This window comes from Secundilactobacillus collinoides DSM 20515 = JCM 1123 (genome assembly GCF_001435975.1).
GTDB classification, from domain to species: Bacteria; Bacillota; Bacilli; order Lactobacillales; family Lactobacillaceae; genus Secundilactobacillus; species Secundilactobacillus collinoides.
The window spans coordinates 86,912-104,622 of record NZ_AYYR01000013.1; the positions used below are offsets into that span (position 1 = coordinate 86,912).

16 protein-coding genes are annotated in these 17,711 nt (G+C 48.7%); 11 read left to right on the forward strand and 5 right to left on the reverse strand.

Translation table 11 applies throughout. From position 1 onward, the window contains the following. Window positions 1-13: 13 nt before the first annotated feature. The 7 genes from FC82_RS02900 (at window position 14) to topA (ending at window position 6,615) form a co-directional block, all read left to right on the forward strand. Window positions 14-922, forward strand: coding sequence for a GDSL-type esterase/lipase family protein (locus FC82_RS02900; RefSeq protein WP_056996164.1), 909 nt, complete (start codon window positions 14-16; stop codon window positions 920-922). 9 nt (window positions 923-931) lie between these two features. Continuing rightward, on the forward strand, window positions 932-1,546 hold the full coding sequence (locus FC82_RS02905; protein ID WP_065101464.1) for a YpmS family protein: 615 nt from the start codon (window positions 932-934) through the stop codon (window positions 1,544-1,546). A 27-nt stretch (window positions 1,547-1,573) separates the two neighbouring features. Next, window positions 1,574-1,792 (forward strand): YozE family protein, encoded by a 219-nt coding sequence (locus FC82_RS02910; protein WP_054758657.1) that lies wholly within the window; start codon window positions 1,574-1,576, stop codon window positions 1,790-1,792. A 16-nt stretch (window positions 1,793-1,808) separates the two neighbouring features. Next, window positions 1,809-2,663 carry a ribosome biogenesis GTPase YlqF gene (gene ylqF, locus FC82_RS02915; RefSeq protein ID WP_056996166.1) on the forward strand — a complete coding sequence of 285 codons (855 nt, stop codon included), beginning with the start codon at window positions 1,809-1,811 and terminating at the stop codon, window positions 2,661-2,663. Continuing rightward, the gene (locus tag FC82_RS02920) at window positions 2,656-3,426 is read left to right on the forward strand and encodes a ribonuclease HII (RefSeq protein WP_056996167.1); all 771 of its coding nucleotides are present in this window, start codon (window positions 2,656-2,658) and stop codon (window positions 3,424-3,426) included. The genes ylqF and FC82_RS02920 overlap by 8 nt, the downstream gene beginning before the upstream one ends. Window positions 3,427-3,472: 46 nt before the next feature. Next, window positions 3,473-4,342, forward strand: coding sequence for a DNA-processing protein DprA (dprA, locus tag FC82_RS02925; RefSeq protein ID WP_056996168.1), 870 nt, complete (start codon window positions 3,473-3,475; stop codon window positions 4,340-4,342). Between the two features lie 170 nt (window positions 4,343-4,512). After that, complete coding sequence (gene topA / locus FC82_RS02930) at window positions 4,513-6,615, forward strand: type I DNA topoisomerase (RefSeq protein WP_056996169.1); 2,103 nt, start codon at window positions 4,513-4,515, stop codon at window positions 6,613-6,615. 454 nt (window positions 6,616-7,069) lie between these two features. Here the strand turns inward: topA and FC82_RS02940 are convergent, their stop codons facing one another. Continuing rightward, window positions 7,070-7,393, reverse strand: coding sequence for a MazG nucleotide pyrophosphohydrolase domain-containing protein (locus FC82_RS02940; protein WP_054758655.1), 324 nt, complete (start codon window positions 7,391-7,393; stop codon window positions 7,070-7,072). Between the two features lie 283 nt (window positions 7,394-7,676). Between FC82_RS02940 and xerC the strand changes: the two genes are divergently transcribed. From xerC to hslU, 3 genes are read left to right on the forward strand one after another with little or no spacing between them, the layout of a single operon-like run. Then, entirely contained in the window at window positions 7,677-8,588 is a 912-nt protein-coding gene (xerC, locus tag FC82_RS02945) for a tyrosine recombinase XerC (RefSeq protein ID WP_054758653.1), read from the forward strand. Window positions 8,589-8,609: 21 nt separating this feature from the next. Then, complete coding sequence (gene hslV / locus FC82_RS02950; RefSeq protein ID WP_054758651.1) at window positions 8,610-9,134, forward strand: HslVU peptidase proteolytic subunit; 525 nt, start codon at window positions 8,610-8,612, stop codon at window positions 9,132-9,134. Between the two features lie 31 nt (window positions 9,135-9,165). Beyond that, the gene (gene hslU, locus FC82_RS02955) at window positions 9,166-10,581 is read left to right on the forward strand and encodes an ATP-dependent protease ATPase subunit HslU (RefSeq protein ID WP_054758650.1); all 1,416 of its coding nucleotides are present in this window, start codon (window positions 9,166-9,168) and stop codon (window positions 10,579-10,581) included. Between the two features lie 128 nt (window positions 10,582-10,709). On the opposite strand, the gene FC82_RS02960 is transcribed toward hslU, so the two are convergent. The 3 genes from FC82_RS02960 to FC82_RS02970 form a co-directional block, all read right to left on the reverse strand. Continuing rightward, on the reverse strand, window positions 10,710-12,524 hold the full coding sequence (locus tag FC82_RS02960; protein ID WP_235809158.1) for an ABC transporter ATP-binding protein: 1,815 nt from the start codon (window positions 12,522-12,524) through the stop codon (window positions 10,710-10,712). After that, the gene (locus FC82_RS02965; protein WP_054758648.1) at window positions 12,517-14,238 is read right to left on the reverse strand and encodes an ABC transporter ATP-binding protein; all 1,722 of its coding nucleotides are present in this window, start codon (window positions 14,236-14,238) and stop codon (window positions 12,517-12,519) included. Before FC82_RS02965 ends, FC82_RS02960 begins: the two co-directional genes overlap by 8 nt. Before the next feature lie 262 nt (window positions 14,239-14,500). Continuing rightward, window positions 14,501-15,553: a zinc-dependent alcohol dehydrogenase family protein gene (locus tag FC82_RS02970; protein ID WP_056996171.1), complete on the reverse strand. Its 1,053-nt coding sequence runs from the start codon at window positions 15,551-15,553 to the stop codon at window positions 14,501-14,503. 367 nt (window positions 15,554-15,920) lie between these two features. Between FC82_RS02970 and FC82_RS02975 the strand changes: the two genes are divergently transcribed. Continuing rightward, window positions 15,921-16,799 carry an aldose 1-epimerase family protein gene (locus FC82_RS02975; RefSeq protein WP_056996172.1) on the forward strand — a complete coding sequence of 293 codons (879 nt, stop codon included), beginning with the start codon at window positions 15,921-15,923 and terminating at the stop codon, window positions 16,797-16,799. Window positions 16,800-17,008: 209 nt separating this feature from the next. On the opposite strand, the gene plsY is transcribed toward FC82_RS02975, so the two are convergent. After that, window positions 17,009-17,629, reverse strand: a complete 621-nt coding sequence (gene plsY / locus FC82_RS02980; protein ID WP_054758646.1) for a glycerol-3-phosphate 1-O-acyltransferase PlsY — start codon at window positions 17,627-17,629, stop codon at window positions 17,009-17,011. Window positions 17,630-17,711 lie beyond the last annotated feature (82 nt).

Here is a 17,711-nt window from a genome sequence, read left to right on the forward strand (position 1 = left end):
GGAGAGTTGGTTTATGCGTCGATTGATAAAATGGCTCGCTGTGGTGGTTGTGTTGGCCATCATTGGCGGAGGCGGGTACTGGTACCTGCATCAGCAACAAACAGCCACGACTGAAAAGGACAAGACCCCGACTACCAAACAGGTGAAGCTGGTTGCCATTGGTGACTCGCTGACGCAGGGCATCGGGTATGCGAACGACCACAAGGGCTACTTGCCAGATTTGAAAAATGATTTGCAGAAGGCCTACTATGTGAAATTAAGTTCAAAAAATTACGGCATCGGTGGGCTGCGGTCTGACCAAATAGATAAGCGGGTTCGCAATAATGCAAAGGAACGCGCGTCACTGAAAAAAGCAGATGTCATTACCCTGACCGTTGGTGGAAATGATTTACTTCAGAGCCTGGAAAAAAGTATCTTTGTATCTAGCAATAAGCAGCTAAAGTCTAAGCTTTCACCAGTCAAAAAAACGTATCAAAAAAAGGTTGAACGGCTGATTAAAGATGTTCGCGCTGTCAATCCGAATGCGACCATATATATGTTTGGTATATACAATCCGGTGTACGTTTACTTTACAAATGCTACCATGATCACCAATGCGGTCAACCAATGGAACGTGGTCAACAAAGCAGTCGCTAAAGAAAGTGACAACGTTCACTTTATCAGTATCAGCAAACAACTGACCTATGGCCAGTATCAAACGGCTGCTGAACAAACCAAACTTAAGCAACAGGTTTCAAAGTCAAACAGCAAATACGTTTCTGCGTCATCGGTCGAAAGTTTGCTGCAAAATCAGACGAGCAAGGAAAAGAATCACTACTTATCCAGTGAAGACCATTTCCATCCGAACCGCAAAGGGTACCGGTACATGGCTAAAACGCTGGCCAGCGTCATGGGTAAGTATGAATCATGGCAATCAAAATAACGGGGTGATATGGTGAAACGTGCGGCACAAACGAAGACAAAAAAACCGGTGAATCCATGGAAGTGGGGCTTTTTAGGACTGGTGATCGTCATTGTTCTAGCTTTCATTTTCTTACTGACACAATTCACGGGTGCGTCTTCCGTCAAACAGCCGGCAACGACAACGTCGAAGAGCGCGGCCAGTTTCAACGTCAGTTTAAATAAGAAACAATTAAATGCGATGTCAGACTATTACCTGGACCGGTTCCAGGATAAGAGCGATTCGCAGATGAATTATAAATTTCACGTCAAAAATGACGCGGTGGTCACTGGGCAAACCAAAGTACTGGGTATTACCGTACACTTTGGGTTATCATTGACGCCAAAGCTGCTGAAAAACGGCAACGTTCAACTTAAAGCCAAAAAACTTGCGGTTGGTCAATTAAGCGTTCCCGTTAGTGCCGTGATGAGTTATATTAAAAAGTCATACAACCTGCCCAAGTGGGTCGTACTAGACACGTCGAACAAGACGATCACGCTTAACCTGAATGCTTTTAGAACAAAGGGTGTCCAATATCGCGCAACCAAAATCGATATGAGCGGCGCCGGCAAGTTTGAATTTAAAGTTTTAATTCCTAAAAAGTAACCCATAATCACATAAAGGAGTGATCTGATGCGAAGAAGTTTCTATCAGTATTTGATGACGCAACGCAATCCAGAAGACCACAGTTCCGTGGCTGAGTTTGCGAATAATGCGTTTTTAGATCAATCTTTTCCTAAGCAGGACACACATTTCGACAGCATTTCAAAGTACCTTGAGGAAAATGCGCCCTACTTACCAACGATGACCATTTTTGATGAAGCTTGGACGATGTACCAAGCAGCTGAATAACGAGGGGAGAAGAACAATGGCAACAATTCAGTGGTTTCCCGGCCATATGGCAAAGGCCATCCGCCAGCTAGAAGAAAATTTACACGTGGTGGATATTGTCTTTGAACTGGTCGACGCCCGCATTCCCGAAGCATCGCGGAATCCAGAAATCGAACGCCTCATTAAGGATAAGCCCCACCTGATGATATTAACCAAGAGTGACCTTGCTGACCCAGTCCAAACAAAAAACTGGATCGCACACTTTAAAAAAATGGGCCTGCCCGCCATTTCTGTTGATTCAAAGGCAAACATTACCACGAAGACCGTGACCAAGATCGCGCAGTCGATTCTCGGTGATAAACTGGCCGCCGAGCAGCAAAAGGGTTTAAAGGAACGGCCGATTCGCGCCATCACCGTGGGGATTCCAAATGTGGGCAAGTCAACATTGTTGAATCGGCTTGTTAACAAGCGGGTCGCACAAGTAGGTGATACGCCTGGGGTCACCAAGGGTCAGCAGTGGTTACGGTCGTCTTCAAAACTGTCGTTGCTGGACACCCCTGGGATCCTCTGGCCAAAGTTTGAGGACGAAGTAACGGGGCAAAAATTAGCGTTAACTGGAGCAATTAAGGACAAACGTTTTGCCAGTGATGACGTGGCGTTGTACGCCCTGCATTTTTTCCGCGAAAATTATCCAGAAGCATTGCCGAACCGTTATAAATTAAGTGATGCCGACCTGGCGCTGAGCGACGTGGATCTGTTGCTGGCGATTACCAAGAAAATCGGCATGAAAGACGATTATGACCGGGCCAGTGAACGACTGATCTTGGATACGCGCAAAGCCAAGCTTGGCCGCTACACCCTTGACCGAACGGACGGCGAGCAAAATGACTGAAAAGCTGTCAATTGCAGCATACAAAAAGCAATTCGAAACGGTAACCTCCGATGATGATCCGCTGTTCGTCCAAGCTGCCGCAGATAGTCGTAAGGGTGTCCAACAGCTTATTGCGCACACCCATCAACGGCTTGAACGATTAGCCAAAGTAAAGAGCGCTTTTGAGAAGCGCTTTTTTTATGAAAATCAGGCGCGGCAAAAGGGCCGGACAGTGATTGCCGGCATCGATGAGGTCGGCCGCGGACCGTTGGCCGGTCCCGTGATCAGTTGTGCTATCGTGCTGCCCGCTGACTTTGATGTTTTGGGCGTTAATGATTCAAAACAGCTGAGTGATCACAAACGCGAACAGCTCTACCCGCAGATTCTAAATGAAGCCGTTAGCGTGGGTATCGGCTGGGCTTCAAGTCAACAAATTGACGATTTAAATATTTATCAAGCGACCCGAGTAGCCATGCTTGAAGCGGTCACACATCTTACGGTGAAACCCCAGCAGCTGCTGATCGATGCCATGGCTATTGACACCGATATTCCCCAGTTGAAATTGATCAAAGGCGATGCCAAGAGTATCAGTATTGGTGCGGCCAGTATCGTGGCCAAAGTGTTCCGGGATCACGTGATGCAGGCTTATGATCAACTGTATCCAGGCTATGCATTCAGCCATAACGCAGGCTATGGCACAAAGGCACACTTGGATGGACTGGCACAGCTTGGGCCGACACCCATTCACCGAAAAACGTTTGCCCCGGTTTCGGACTTTTTCTAGGAATCCTACGTAGTTACTCCTAAGACCAAATAAGGAGTGATTTGACGTGGATAAACGACGATTATTACTGCGGCTCAGATTAGCAAGGGGGATTGGCATCAAGGGAGAATCTTTGATTTACCAGTGGCTGTTGGCCCATCCCACGGGGGTGAAAAATTTATTGCCGCAGGATATGGCTCAAATTGCGCACCTGAACGTGACGACTGCTCGGAAATTTTATGAAAGTTTTACCAGTCAGCAATTAAGCGATGTGGTGGCGCGCCATTTGACCGAAGCAAACTGGTTCACGATTCTAGATGAAGCCTACCCAGCACAACTCAAAGAAAGCTATTTGCCACCAAACGTGATTTTTTATCAGGGTAACTTAGCACTCTTGAACGCGGGAAAATTATTAGGCGTCGTTGGTGCGCGAGAGCCCACTAAATACGCGCAAATCGCAATGCAGCGCCTCTTACCTGGGCCGATTCAACAAAACCACATTATCGTTTCCGGGTTGGCCATGGGGGTCGATGCCCTGAGCCACCGACTGGCGATCCATGCTGGTGGTCACACCATTGGCATCATCGGCACCGGTCTCAACCTGACCTATCCCGCGCAAAACCGAAAATTACAGATGTACATGTCAGCCCACGAACTTGTCTTGAGTGAGTATCCGTTTGGCGACGTTGGCAAACCGCACCACTTTGTAGAACGTAACCGGATCATTGCCGGATTAAGCGAAACAGTGTTAGTTGTGCAGGCAAAACAACATAGTGGCAGTCTGATCACGGCTAACTTGGCGATTCAAAATAATCGAAATGTTTTAGCGGTTCCTGGCCGGATCGATGACCCGCTTTCTGCAGGGTGTAATGAACTCATTCTGGCAGGGGCTAAACCCGTGCTGGCACCGCAACACATCGTGGAAGAATTTTTGTAATATTAGCTGCGAAAAGCGACTGATTTGAACCCTCACCGACACATTTACGCACTATAATATAGTAGTTCTTTGGTTGACAATCCATTTTTTATGAAATATGATGTGAAAGATTTGATGAATAAAAACCATAACATTGTATTTTTAAAAAAATGAGTTAAAGGAGTAATTGGATGCCAACATCAACCAAAAAACGGGCAAAGCGTAAAAAGCCGCAAAAGAAACTTGTTATTGTGGAATCGCCTGCCAAAGCAAAAACCATCGAGAAATATCTCGGTCGGACATACAAGGTGATGGCTAGTCTGGGTCACGTCCGCGACTTACCAAAAAGTAAGATGGGCGTTGACGTTGATCACGACTACGATCCCCACTATATTTCCATCCGTGGGAAGGGCGACGTCATCAAGGAATTGCGTTCCGAAGCCAAGAAAGCGAAGCAAGTTTATCTCGCAGCTGACCCGGATCGTGAAGGCGAATCCATTGCTTGGCACTTGTCCCACATTCTCGACTTAGATCCGAAAGATAAAAACCGGGTGGTCTTCAACGAAATCACAAAAGATGCCGTTAAGGACGCCTTTAAAACCCCACGTTCCATTGATATGGATCTCGTTGATGCCCAACAAGCACGGCGGATCCTAGATCGTTTGGTGGGCTACTCGATCTCACCACTCTTGTGGAAAAAGGTGAAGAAGGGACTCAGTGCCGGGCGGGTACAATCCATCGCCCTCAAACTGATCATTGACCGGGAAACCGAGATCAAAAACTTCGAACCGGAAGAATACTGGACCATCGACACAGAGTTTAAGCACAAACGGTCAACGTTTGCGGCTAGTTTTTACGGTCTCAAGGGCAAGAAACAGGACCTGCCAAGCAACGAAGCGGTTCAAAAAATCTTGGCCGACATCGACCGTGACGGCGACTTTGATATCACCAAAGTGACCCGGAAGGAACGTAAACGTTCGCCGCAGCCACCGTTTACGACGAGTGCTATGCAACAGGAAGCCAACAAGAAGCTGAACTTCCGAACCCGGAAGACCATGATGGCTGCTCAGCAGCTTTACGAAGGGATCAATATCGGTAAGGAAGGCTCACAGGGGCTTATTACCTATATGCGGACCGACTCCACTCGGATCTCAAACATTGCTAAGCACGAAGCGTCAACTTTCATTCACGAAAAATACGGCGCTGAATACGCAGCCACAAAGCCTATCAAAGGAAAGCTGCCTGAAGGGGCGCAAGACGCCCATGAAGCCATCCGACCAACCTCTGTTTATCGGACACCTGCCGACTTGAAGGAATATTTGACCAACGACCAGTTCAAGCTTTATTCACTGGTCTGGAATCGCTTCATGTCCAGTCAGATGACACCGGCTGTGATGGATACCATGGCGGTCACCCTGGAACAAAACGGCGTGACTTTCAAAGCCAACGGTTCGAAGATGAAATTTGACGGGTTCTTAAAGGTCTATAAGGACGGTAAGGAAAAAGATAATTTACTGCCTGATCTCAACGAAGGCGACACGGTCACCCTCAGCAAGACCGATCCCGCACAACATTTCACCCAGCCACCGGCACGTTATTCTGAAGCCAACCTGATCAAGGCGCTTGAAGAAAACGGTGTTGGCCGGCCATCAACGTACGCACCAACGCTGGATACGATTCAACGACGGTACTACGTGAAATTAACGGGGCGTCGTTTCGAACCAACGGAACTGGGCGACATTGTTAATTCCATCATCCAAGACTATTTCCCAGACATTGTGAACGTTGGGTTCACGGCTGGTCTAGAAAAGGAATTAGATGGCATTGAAGAAGGTCATCAAGACTGGGTCAAGGTCGTGGACGACTTCTACAAGCCGTTTTCAAAGGAAGTTGACCACGCTCAAGACACCATTGAAAAGATTCAGATCAAGGACGAACCAGCGGGCTTCGACTGTGATATTTGTGGGGCACCGATGGTCATTAAGATGGGCCGTTACGGCAAGTTCTACGCGTGCTCGCGGTTCCCAGATTGCCGCAACACCAAACCGATTGTTAAAGAAATCGGCGTTATCTGCCCGAAGTGTAAGCAGGGTCAGGTCATCGAACGCAAGAGCAAGAAGAACCGGATCTTCTACGGCTGTTCCCGCTACCCAGACTGCGACTTTGTGACATGGGATAAGCCAGTGGGCCGTGACTGTCCAAAGGACGGCCACTACTTGGTTGAAAAGAAGGTCAAGGGCGGCTTGCAGGTCGTTTGTCCAAATGGTGATTACGAAGAGGCGGTACAAAAGTAAGCGTGCGGAACAAGCCGGTTAGGGGGCGGAGTGTAAGCAACTCTGACAGAAATGTCTGAACTTGGCATTTCTGTCAGAGTTGCTTACACTCCGCCCCCTGGCTTGTGGAGCACATTTAGTCTCGAGGACAGTAAAAAACTGTCTAAGAGGGGCTTTTCATCAAAAAAACCTCACTCCTCAAAGCCTCTGAACGCAAACCGGAGTACTTTACCTGCCAAACTAGTGAGCTTACGTTAAGTCTTTGACAGCAAAAACTGTCAAAAGGGTAGCTCTATCTGCAAACGCAAAGCTCCTAAACAAAACCGAACCCAAAGTACCCAATAAAAAACTAAAAAAGGAGACCCGACAGAATCCAAATTCTGCCAAAGTCTCCTTTTTAGTCTCTTCTTCATTCCTATCATCAAACCGAATAATCATCCACGGATCAATCGCAGTGCAACTCTCAAACCATGTTTCAATCCCGGCCTTCAAACCGCTTCGTTAACTTTTGCTCACTACCGCTCAACAGGTCATCCGCCGAAACGCCATACTTACTGGCACAAAACAGCACCTGGTCCAACACATCCCCAAGCTCTTCGTGCAAATTAGCCACCATTTCAGTCTCGGTCGCGTGGTGTTCTCCAGGGTGGTCGCGGCCGATTTCAAGCGTCCGCACCGCCCGCGATAACTCGCCGACTTCTTCGGTCATAAAATTAATACCGATCTGTGCTGAATATTGGTCCCAGCCGCGCTGGTGATAAAAATCTGCCAGCCATTTTTGGTGGGTGTTTAAATCCATGTCATCATCTTCCTCATCTTTGTTTCTCTTAGTATACCAAAGTCAGTGACAGCCGGATTTAGTTGTTTAATATCTTATCGCGATTGTTATATAATAATTATTGTAACCGAAATCATTGCTGGTGAAGCAAGGCATACATGGTTCCGGACCTGGTCAATAAGGGTGTCATCCGGAGCTAATGCAGCTAAAAGATTAAAATTCATTAAACCTTTGACCAAGTTTGACCAAATGCTTGAAACCTGTCTCAAAGTCTGTTAAATTGTTTGTCAACGGAGGTGGTTACGTGTCAGACTTAGAAAGTTTATTTGTCACCTATCTCACCAGTGAGCGTCAATATTCGGACGATACGGTCAAAGCCTATCGTGAGGACATTGATGCGTTTCGCCACTTCCTGTCAGAGACCGGTGGGACGGTTGACCTTTTAAAAATCAGCAAGTTAGACGTTCAGGTGTACCTGAGTCAACTCTACGATGAACACAAGGCGCGTACAACGATTGCGCGAAAGATTTCCAGCCTGCGGTCATTTTATGAGTTTCTGGTTCGGGAACACAAAATCGCGCAAAACCCGTTTGCCTACGTCACACTGAAGAAGCGGCCAGCGCCATTACCTCGGTTCTTTTACGAAAAGGAAATGACGGCGCTTTTCCAAGCGGCAGCGGCGAACCCTGATGCGACCTTGGCGCTGCGGGACTCTGCCATTCTTGAAGTTCTGTATGCTACGGGGATCCGGGTCAGCGAATGCTGCGGGCTCACGCTTGACGATGTTGATTACAGTACTCAACTCATGCTGATCCATGGGAAGGGGAACAAGGAACGTTATGTGCCGTTTGGCAACTACGCGAAGCACGCATTGCAAACGTACCTGACCGACTGCCGGGCACCGCTGATGACCAAGTATCAACAAGCACACGACACAATTTTTATCAATCACTACGGGCGGCCGATAACCGCGACAGGCGTTGAATACGTTTTGAACCAAGTGATTGATCGCAGTACGCTGACTGGGGACATTCACCCGCACATGTTGCGGCACACGTTTGCCACCCACCTATTGAATCACGGCGCCGATCTGCGGACGGTGCAGGAACTGCTGGGACACAGCAGCCTGTCCACCACCCAAATCTACACGCACGTGACAAAGGCGCATCTGCAACGGGATTACCGCAGGTATTTTCCGCGGGCAACACACGACTAAAAAAGAAAGTTGGGATTATAGATGACATCAATCGTAGCGGTACAACACAATGGCCACAGTGCCATGGCTGGTGACGGCCAAGTAACCATGGGCGAAAAAGTGATTATGAAGGGTCAAGCCCAAAAGATTCGTAAAATTTACGATGATAAAGTCGCCGTTGGTTTTGCCGGCGGGGTGGCTGACGCCATTACACTGGAAGAAAAATTTGAAGCCAAGTTAAAGGAATTTGACGGTGACCTGCAGCGGGCTGCCGTTGAACTTGCCCAACAGTGGCGGTCTGACCAGGGACTGCAAAAACTCGAGGCGATGCTGATCGTGATGGATAAGGATAACATGCTGCTGGTTTCTGGGACCGGTGAAGTGATTGCCCCAGATGACGGCATTCTCGCCATTGGATCAGGCGGTAACTTTGCCCAGGCCGCAGCCCTTGCCATGCACCGTCACGCAACGGATATGAGTGCTGGTGAAATTGCGAAGGCGGCTCTTGGCATCGCCAGTGAGATCGATATTTTCACGAATGAAAACATCAAAGTCGAAGAATTCTAAATTAATCCCCAAATAGAAAGCTGGAATTTGAATGGATCCGATAACCAAAACACCAAAAGAGATCGTGGCACTGCTTGACGACTACGTAGTCGGTCAGGGCGACGCCAAGAAATCCATTTCAATTGCCCTGCGGAACCGGTACCGCCGAATGCAGCTGCCGGAAGCCATGCAGGACGAAATCACCCCAAAGAACATGTTGATGATCGGTCCCACCGGGGTCGGGAAAACTGAACTTGCGCGCCGGCTAGCGAAGATCGTTAAGGCGCCGTTCGTTAAAGTCGAAGCCACCAAATTTACCGAAGTCGGGTACGTTGGCGGTGACGTCGAATCCATGGTTCGCAGCCTCGCTGACGTGGCTGTTAAAATGGAAAAGGACAGCCAGTTTGAAGGCGTTCGTGCCGAAGCAGCCCGTCGCGCTAACAACCGGTTAACGAAGCTGATCGTGCCGGGTAAAAAGCCGAAGCAAAAACAGCAAAACGACATGTCGGCCATGATGAACATGTTCTCCCAGCTGCAACAGGGCAACATGCCATCCGCACCAGAACAGCCTAAGGAAGAGGTCACTGACGATATTAAAAACGAGCGTATGTCCGTTTCTGATCAGTTGGCGAAGGGCCTTCTAGAGGACCGTGAAGTTGAAATTGAAATGGATGATCCGCAACAAGCTGCTGCGGGCGGCAATCCGATGATGAACCAAATGGGTATCGACCTGAGCGACACACTGGGTCAAATGATGCCGAAGCGTCGAGTCAAGCGCAACATGCCCGTTTCAGAAGCCCGCGAAGTTCTAATCCAAGAAGAATCAGAAAAACTCGTGAACGAGGGCGACATCAATCATGATGCCATCAAACGTGCTGAAAACACCGGGATCATCTTCATCGATGAAATTGATAAGATCGCTTCCAAGAACAACCAAAACAGCGGTGAAGTTTCCCGAGAAGGCGTTCAGCGAGACATTTTACCAATCGTTGAAGGGACGCAGGTCCAGACGAAGTACGGCCTGTTAAGTACCGACCACATCCTGTTTATCGCAGCCGGGGCCTTTACCGAATCAAAGCCAAGCGACCTGATTGCTGAACTTCAGGGGCGGTTCCCGATTCGGGTGGAATTGGACGACCTGGATAAGGATGACTTTGTCCGAATCTTGACAGAACCAACCAACTCGCTGATCAAGCAGTATACGGCGCTGATCGGCACCGATAACATCAAGGTGACCTTCACCATGGAAGCTATCCAACGTATTGCTGAACTCTCAGCAGAGTTGAACCACGAAAATCAAAACATCGGTGCACGTCGTTTGCACACGGTGCTGGAAAAATTACTTGAGGACCTGTTGTACGAAGGGCCTGATATGCAGATGGGTGACATTACCATCACTGAAAGTTACGTGAACGACAAGATCGGCAACATTGTTAAGGATAAAGACCTTTCGCGCTATATTCTTTAATCAGTTGTTGCTTGCAAAACTTAAAAGCCGCCACAACCCGATATTTTCAGGTTGTGACGGCTTTTAGTTTCCGTCATGGCTCATCAGCTGTTCTGATACTAAAACGGCCATGTGAGGGTCAAATACGGTTAAGATTGAAGGTTACTAAACTGGCTGTTATATAGGGCTGCGTAGAAACCATTAGCGGCTAGCAGATTTTCATGTGTGCCGCGTTCAACGATTTCACCGTGGTTGACCACAATGATCTGGTCCGCATTTTGAATCGTTGATAACCGGTGGGCAATAACAAAACTGGTTTTATCCTGCATGAGCTGCGTGGTGGCTTCCTGGATGTCCAGTTCAGTTTTCGTATCAATGGATGAGGTGGCTTCGTCTAAAATCAGCAGCGGTGTTTGCGCAATAAATGCTCTGGCAATGCTGAGAAGCTGACGCTGTCCCTGTGATAAATTCTGCGCGCCATCCGTCAACGGTGTGTCATAACCCTGCGGCAATAGGCGGATAAAACTATCGGCATTCGCGGCCTTGGCCGCAGTGACGACATCGGCATCCGTTGCGTTCGGCCGTCCGAGCAGAATGTTTTCTTTGACAGTCATTGAAAACAGGAAGGGTTCCTGCTGAACAATGGCAATGTTGCGCCGCAGGTCCTGACGTCTGATCTGGTCAATGTTAATGCCATCAATTGTGATGGTGCCGGCATTTAAAGGATAAAGCTTCGTCAGCAGGTTGATCGTTGTTGTTTTACCGGCACCCGTTGGACCTACAATGGCCACCGTTTCACCGGGTTTCGCTGTTATCGACAAGTCTTTCAGTATATTAACGCCCGGTTCATAGCCGAAAGAAACGTGCTTCAGCACGACTTCGCCCTTGATCGACGCGGTTGGTGGCAGTTGTTCTTCGTCTGGCTCCGGCGTGGCATTGACCACTTCAAAGACCCGTTCAGCGCTGGCAATCGAAAGCTGCAGCGTATTAATCAGGTCCAGCATGTTGCGGATCGGTCCGTTAAAGTCCCGTAAATAAATCAGAAAGGAGAAGATGACCCCGACCGTAATGCCGCTGTAGCCCTTGATGATGGCGATAGCGCCGATAATGGTGATGGCCGCGTAGGCTAAATTATTGACCATGTTGTTTAACGGCCCCATGGTACCGCTGAAGAATTGCGCCCGGTAAGCGTGGTCGACGTAGCGTTGGTTCGTCGCTTTAAAATCACTTAGAATTTGATCCGTCCGTTCGAATAATTGAATCGTTTTTTTACCGGACAGCGTCTCCTCAATCTCACTGTTTAAAACACCAAGCTCTTCTTGCTGGTGAATAAACGAGGACTGGGTGGCGCGAGCAATGGCGCGTGAAAAAACGTAGGTGCCAAGCGAAGCTACTAGGACAACGACCGTCAGCATCGGACTGACGATGAGCATGGCGATCAGCATCCCGATGACCGTAATGATCCCCGTGAAGAGCTGAATAAACGTTTGCATGAGGGCGGTATTGATGTTGTCAACATCGTTGGTCATCCGGCTCATGAGATCACCGCTTGGATGGTGGTCAAAGTAAGTGAGCGGCAGACGCTGCATACTGCTGAAGATATCATGCCGAATTGAGGCGCTGGTGTCTTGAGAAATGAGCACCATGAAGTGGTTTTGCAACCAGTTGAAAATACTGGAAAATAAGTACATGCCGACCATAATACTGCAGATGATCGTCAGCATGCGCAGCCGGTCGGAACTGATATATTGGTCGATAATGATCCCGTTTAACCGGGTCCCGACAATCGAGACGACGGTGGTCACAATGGTGAATAAAAAGACCATAAAAAGCTGGATACGCTTTTTGACCAGATAATGCCAGAGCTGTTTTAACGTCTGACTTAGATCATTGACGGTCAGCTGTTCCTTGGAATAGTGCTGGTGATGACCATGACGATTGTTCATGCCAGGTGCGTTACGCATGCTGACCACCTCCTAACTGGGTCTGCGCGACTTCTTGGTAGAAGGGCGATGATTGCAATAATTGCGCGTGGGTGCCCTGTGCCACCAGTCGACCCTGATCCAAAACAAGAATCAGATCACTGTCGACAATTGAAGAGATTCGCTGGGCAATGGTCACGGTTGTTTTCCCTTTGCGATCCTGTCGTAACGCTCGTTGGATTCGCGCGTCAGTGGCCAGATTGACCGCGCTTGTGACGTCGTCCAGAATGAGGATATCTGGTTTTGCGACAAGCGCCCGGGCAATGTTCAGCCGTTGCTTTTGACCACCCGAAAAGTTATTCCCCCGTTGTGTCACCGGGGCTTCAAGCCCCTGCTCACGCGTTGAAATGAATTCATCCGCAGCGGCCGTTTGCGCGGCCTGCTTCAAGTCAGTCGTGGTCGCAGTCTCACTGCCGTATCGTAAATTGCTGGCAATCGTACCGGAAAACAGGGTACTGGTTTGCGGGGCCACGGCGATTTTATGACGGAGTTGAGACAGTGTGAGGTCGTTGATATTGATGCCGCCGACCTTGATGCTGCCAGCCGTCACATCATAGAGTCTGGTCAGCAGGTCCACCAGGGTCGTTTTGCCACTGCCAGTCGTGCCGATAATGCCAAGTTTTTGCCCGTCCTTCAAGTTAAAATTAATATCGGTGAGCACATTTTCCGCGCCCAGATAGGCAAAGTTAACGTGGTCAAATTGAATGGAATTCGCTGCGGGTAAGGCCACGGTTTCCGATTGAGGTGCGTCGTGGGGCAGGTTCAGAATCTCTCGAATCCGAATAGTGGCGGTTTGAGCCCGCGACAGGCTCGACACGGTATCAATGGTATTGATCATGGCGTTTGTGATTTGAATCATGTAGTTGACGAATGCAATAATCTGACCATCAGAGATCAGATTTTGGGTGTGCAACCGGCCGCCGAACCACAGCGCAGCGACGACACTTATGTTCAACACTACCGTGACGATGGGTGACAAAATGATCACTGACTGCTGGGCATTGACGCTAGCCTGTTTGACTTGATTATTCGTTGTTTGAAAGTTATCGTACTGCTGTTTTTCAAGCACGTATGATTTAACGGTTTTGATTCCCAGCAGATTTTCACGCATCACTAAATTAATGTGGTCGATGGCGCGTTGCATTTTAGTAAAGAGCGGCACACTGTACGCGATGATCGCCCCCATGAAAATTAGCAGCACCGGCACCACAATAAAAAGGATCCAGGCAATTTTTGGGGAAACGATAGCGGCCATCACGATTCCGCCCAGCAATAAGAAGGGCGCTCTGATCATTGACCGGGTCAGCGTCATGACAAGATTTTGCATCTGGATGACATCGTTTGTGATTCGAGTGATCAGTGTTGGGGTACTGATTTCCTGACCGTTTCGCGTTTTTAGCGAGAGGTCCATGAGGTGGTTTCGTAACGCTTGACCCATCTTCAATGAGGCATAACTGCCAAAGGCGTTGCAGCCGCTGCCGCAAAACATGCCAAGGATGGCAAAGAATACCATCCAAATGCCGGTTTGAACAATGACTTGGTTGTTGCCGCCGTTTTTCAGGCCAGTATCCACAATGTGAGCCATTAGCGTGGGCTGCTGCAGATCACTGAACACTTCCCCCAGCATAATCAGGGGCGCGGCGAAAAGACACACCCGTTGCCAGCCGCGGGTGTGTTGCCAAATAATATTAAGCATGGGACACCTCCGTTATTGAGATAAAAAATCCCCCCGATAGCAGTTAGCTGCCACCAAGAGGATATTTAATTCTTTGTGTTTATTGTATTGATAAGAATAGGCTTTAACAGCGCGCTTTGTCAAGGTGCAACGGACTGATAACGTTTCCTGTCAACGCGGTTTACCTATGCCAAATTATGGGATGGGCACAGCACACTCACGTGAACAGATCACTTCCAGGCTGGTTTTTGCAGGCACCAATTACTTTTGTGCTTAACTAAAGTTAGTCACCAATTTTCAACACGCAAGCGCCGCGAATATCGCCTTTTTTAACGTAGCGCAGGGCTTCATCCGCCTTGTCAAACGCATAGGGCGTCGTTTCTGGGTGGATATCCAATCGGTCGGCAAGCGTCAGGAATTCCTCGCCGTCGCGCCGGTTATTGCTTTCAACACTGGTGAGATTCTTTTCGTGGAAAATGTGTGCCTGGTAGTTCAGACTTGGAATATCCGTCAAATGGATGCCGGCCAATGCAAGTGTACCGCCAGGGGCCAGACCTTCCAGCGCCTTTGGCACAATGTCGCCCACCGGTGCGAAAATGATGGCTGAATCCAGCTTGACTGGCGGTAAGTCATAGGCACCCTGAGCGGATTTGGCGCCCAGTTCCAGCGCAAATTTTCGTGCGTCGGCACCACGGGTCAGGACATGGACTTCCATGCCTTGATCCATCGCAATCTGGGCGGTGATGTGGGCGGAACCGCCAAACCCATACAAGCCTAAACGGCCGCCAGCAGGAATGTTGGCGCGACGAAAGGCCCGGTAGCCAATGATTCCCGCGCACAGCAGCGGGGCAGCGGTGATGTTGTCAAACCGTTCCGGGATTCGGTACGCAAAGCCCTCCGGCGCGGTGACATACTCGGCATACCCGCCATCGTGGTCCCAGCCGGTGTACAGTGAGTTCGGGCAGAGATTTTCACGACCTGAACGGCAGAACTGACAGACGCCGCATGTCCAGCGCAACCATGGGATACCGATTCGGTCCCCAAGTTTGAACCGGCCGGCTTCAGGGCCGGTAGCGACCACTTCACCGACAATTTCATGCCCAGGTGTCACGTGCTCGTGGTGCACGGCGAGGTCGCCCTCAGTGACGTGCAGGTCCGTGTGACAGACGCCGCAGGCTAGTACTTTAACCATGACTTCGCCACGTTCAGGCGTTGGTACCGGCTTGGTGACGAATGCCAGCGGTGCTCGATCACCATCGATGGGCCCGGGTGTTGTCACTTCCCAGGCTTTCATTTCACTAGGTAAATTAGGAATTGTTGTTGCTTCGATTGTCATTATAATCGCCCCATTTAATTTGTTCTTTTAAAGCGTATCTGATTGGCCGCACCCGATGCTTGTTAATCGATGTGCGGTCTTTCACGACCACCTTCATTTTAGTCGGCTTGTGAAGGGAGTGCAATGATTTACTCTAGCTGACGTCGTACGAGAAAAGTGGCATTATCACGGGTTTTTCAGCACCATCGTTTAACAAGTTAGCGCAAATTTGATGCCGGTTTTCAGCTCGTTTTTATGTTAAAATAAAAACATGTTGATTTTTCTGTTAGGACAAGACGCGTTTGTTAGCAAATTTTAAAATGACAATGAATTCTGAAAGGTCTATACTAATTGTAAATTCTTGATTCCGTTGTCGGGAGGACTTTCCATGATTAGCTTACACAGCAATGATTTAACCGTAAAAATTAACGAAAAGGGTGCCGAGTTGACTAGTGTGAACGACGCCACCGAAAAAATTGAATATATTTGGCAGGCGGATCCCATGTTTTGGACACACCACGCGCCGATCCTGTTTCCAATCGTTGGCCGCTTGCAGGACAACCAGTACACGCTTGACGGTGAAACTTTCCATATGACACAGCACGGCTTCGCCCGGGACTACACCTTTAAAGTGCTGGACCATGACGACAGCAAGGCCGTTTTTCAGTTACTGGCCGACGATGACATGAAGGCCCAGTTCCCATTTGAGTTCGACCTGCAGGTCACGTTTACGCTGACGGATCACACGTTAGATGTCAGCTATCACGTTTTGAACCTCGATGACAAGACAATGCCATTTTCAATTGGCGGCCACCCCGGGTTCAACGTCCCGCTGAATCCATATGAAGGCGGTTTTGAGGATTATGCCGTGACCGTTGCGCCGCGTCGTTCCTACGCGCAAATTCCGCTGGTCGGACCCTATAACGATGCGGACCATGAAAAAACGCTCAATTTGACGACCCCGTTGCAGTTGGACCATGATCTGTTCAACCAGGACGCACTGATTCTTGATCTGAATCACGTTGAAACGACCATCATGTTGAGCAGTACAGTTAGTGACCACGGGGTGGCTTTGACCGTTGAAAATGCCCCATACGTGGGCATTTGGTCACCGTATCCGAAGCGCGCGCCATTTGTCGCTATCGAACCTTGGTGGGGCATCGCCGACAGCGTGAACACCACTGGCGATTTCCGTCAGAAAATGGGTATTCAAACCATCCAGCCGAACGCCGAATTTAGCGCAGACTATCAAATCAGATTCTTTTAATAGTAACGATGAACGATTGATGGGACAGCTGTCAGTCGTTTTTTAGTGATCTGGATTAGTGCTGGCGGGCACAACTGTCATCATTATTTAATCAAACGTACGTTCTATTTGTCAAAATATCGGGTATAATAGTATTTTGTAGACAAAAAAAGATACCCGAGAAAAAAATCCCAAGTATCTTTGACTGCGTAGATTAATGACTAGAGGCTCTATTTTGAAGCGTTGCGGTTCCGTCGTTTAAAGCCTAACCCAAAGGGCACCATGTTTTCCGTGCCCTCACGGATCCGCTTAATATTGGTGCGATGCCTGTAAAACACAAAAATCGTCAGCGCAATTGCAATGATCGACAGGTACACATCGTGGAATAGAATGCTTAAAATTGTGATGATAGAAAAAGAAATCATTGACGCGAGGCTCACCATACTGGTTAAATAGATAAAGCTGATGAATAACAGGCAAGCAATGAGAAAGAAGACGGGATTGTAAGCGAGTAACATGCCGGCACTGGTTGCGACAGCCTTGCCACCTTTGAACCCGTCGAAAACAGAAAAGGTATGCCCAAGAATGGCCATTAATCCAAATAGAAGCGGGCTAACCGTGGTAATATGAAACCACGTGGGCAAAAGTGTGGCAACCGTTCCCTTGGCGATGTCGAGCACCATAACAGTTGTGCCGGCAATCGGTCCGAGCACCCGATAGGTGTTGGTGGTGCCGATATTGCCTGACCCCGCTTTGCGAATGTCGGTATGAAAAAAGATCTTACCGATCCAAACCCCGTTTGGAATCGCGCCCAGCAGGTAAGCCAGGATGAGTAGTAAAACGAGTTTCAAATTGATTTCCTCCAATACGGATTCGTTACAAATCACTGGCTAATATTTTAGCATGTTTTAACCCAGTTAACGAGAATTATAA

Excerpts from the sequence above, each read along its gene's own strand:
- FC82_RS02900 (WP_056996164.1), top strand. The coding sequence starts at position 14 with ATGCGTCGATTGATAAAATGGCTCGCTGTGGTGGTTGTGTTGGCCATC.
- FC82_RS02905 (WP_065101464.1), top strand. The coding sequence starts at position 932 with ATGGTGAAACGTGCGGCACAAACGAAGACAAAAAAACCGGTGAATCCA.
- FC82_RS02910 (WP_054758657.1), top strand. The coding sequence starts at position 1,574 with ATGCGAAGAAGTTTCTATCAGTATTTGATGACGCAACGCAATCCAGAA.
- ylqF (WP_056996166.1), top strand. The coding sequence starts at position 1,809 with ATGGCAACAATTCAGTGGTTTCCCGGCCATATGGCAAAGGCCATCCGC.
- FC82_RS02920 (WP_056996167.1), top strand. The coding sequence starts at position 2,656 with ATGACTGAAAAGCTGTCAATTGCAGCATACAAAAAGCAATTCGAAACG.
- topA (WP_056996169.1), top strand. The coding sequence starts at position 4,513 with ATGCCAACATCAACCAAAAAACGGGCAAAGCGTAAAAAGCCGCAAAAG.
- FC82_RS02940 (WP_054758655.1), bottom strand. The coding sequence starts at position 7,393 with ATGGATTTAAACACCCACCAAAAATGGCTGGCAGATTTTTATCACCAG.
- hslV (WP_054758651.1), top strand. The coding sequence starts at position 8,610 with ATGACATCAATCGTAGCGGTACAACACAATGGCCACAGTGCCATGGCT.
- hslU (WP_054758650.1), top strand. The coding sequence starts at position 9,166 with ATGGATCCGATAACCAAAACACCAAAAGAGATCGTGGCACTGCTTGAC.
- FC82_RS02960 (WP_235809158.1), bottom strand. The coding sequence starts at position 12,524 with ATGCGTAACGCACCTGGCATGAACAATCGTCATGGTCATCACCAGCAC.
- FC82_RS02965 (WP_054758648.1), bottom strand. The coding sequence starts at position 14,238 with ATGCTTAATATTATTTGGCAACACACCCGCGGCTGGCAACGGGTGTGT.
- FC82_RS02970 (WP_056996171.1), bottom strand. The coding sequence starts at position 15,553 with ATGACAATCGAAGCAACAACAATTCCTAATTTACCTAGTGAAATGAAA.
- FC82_RS02975 (WP_056996172.1), top strand. The coding sequence starts at position 15,921 with ATGATTAGCTTACACAGCAATGATTTAACCGTAAAAATTAACGAAAAG.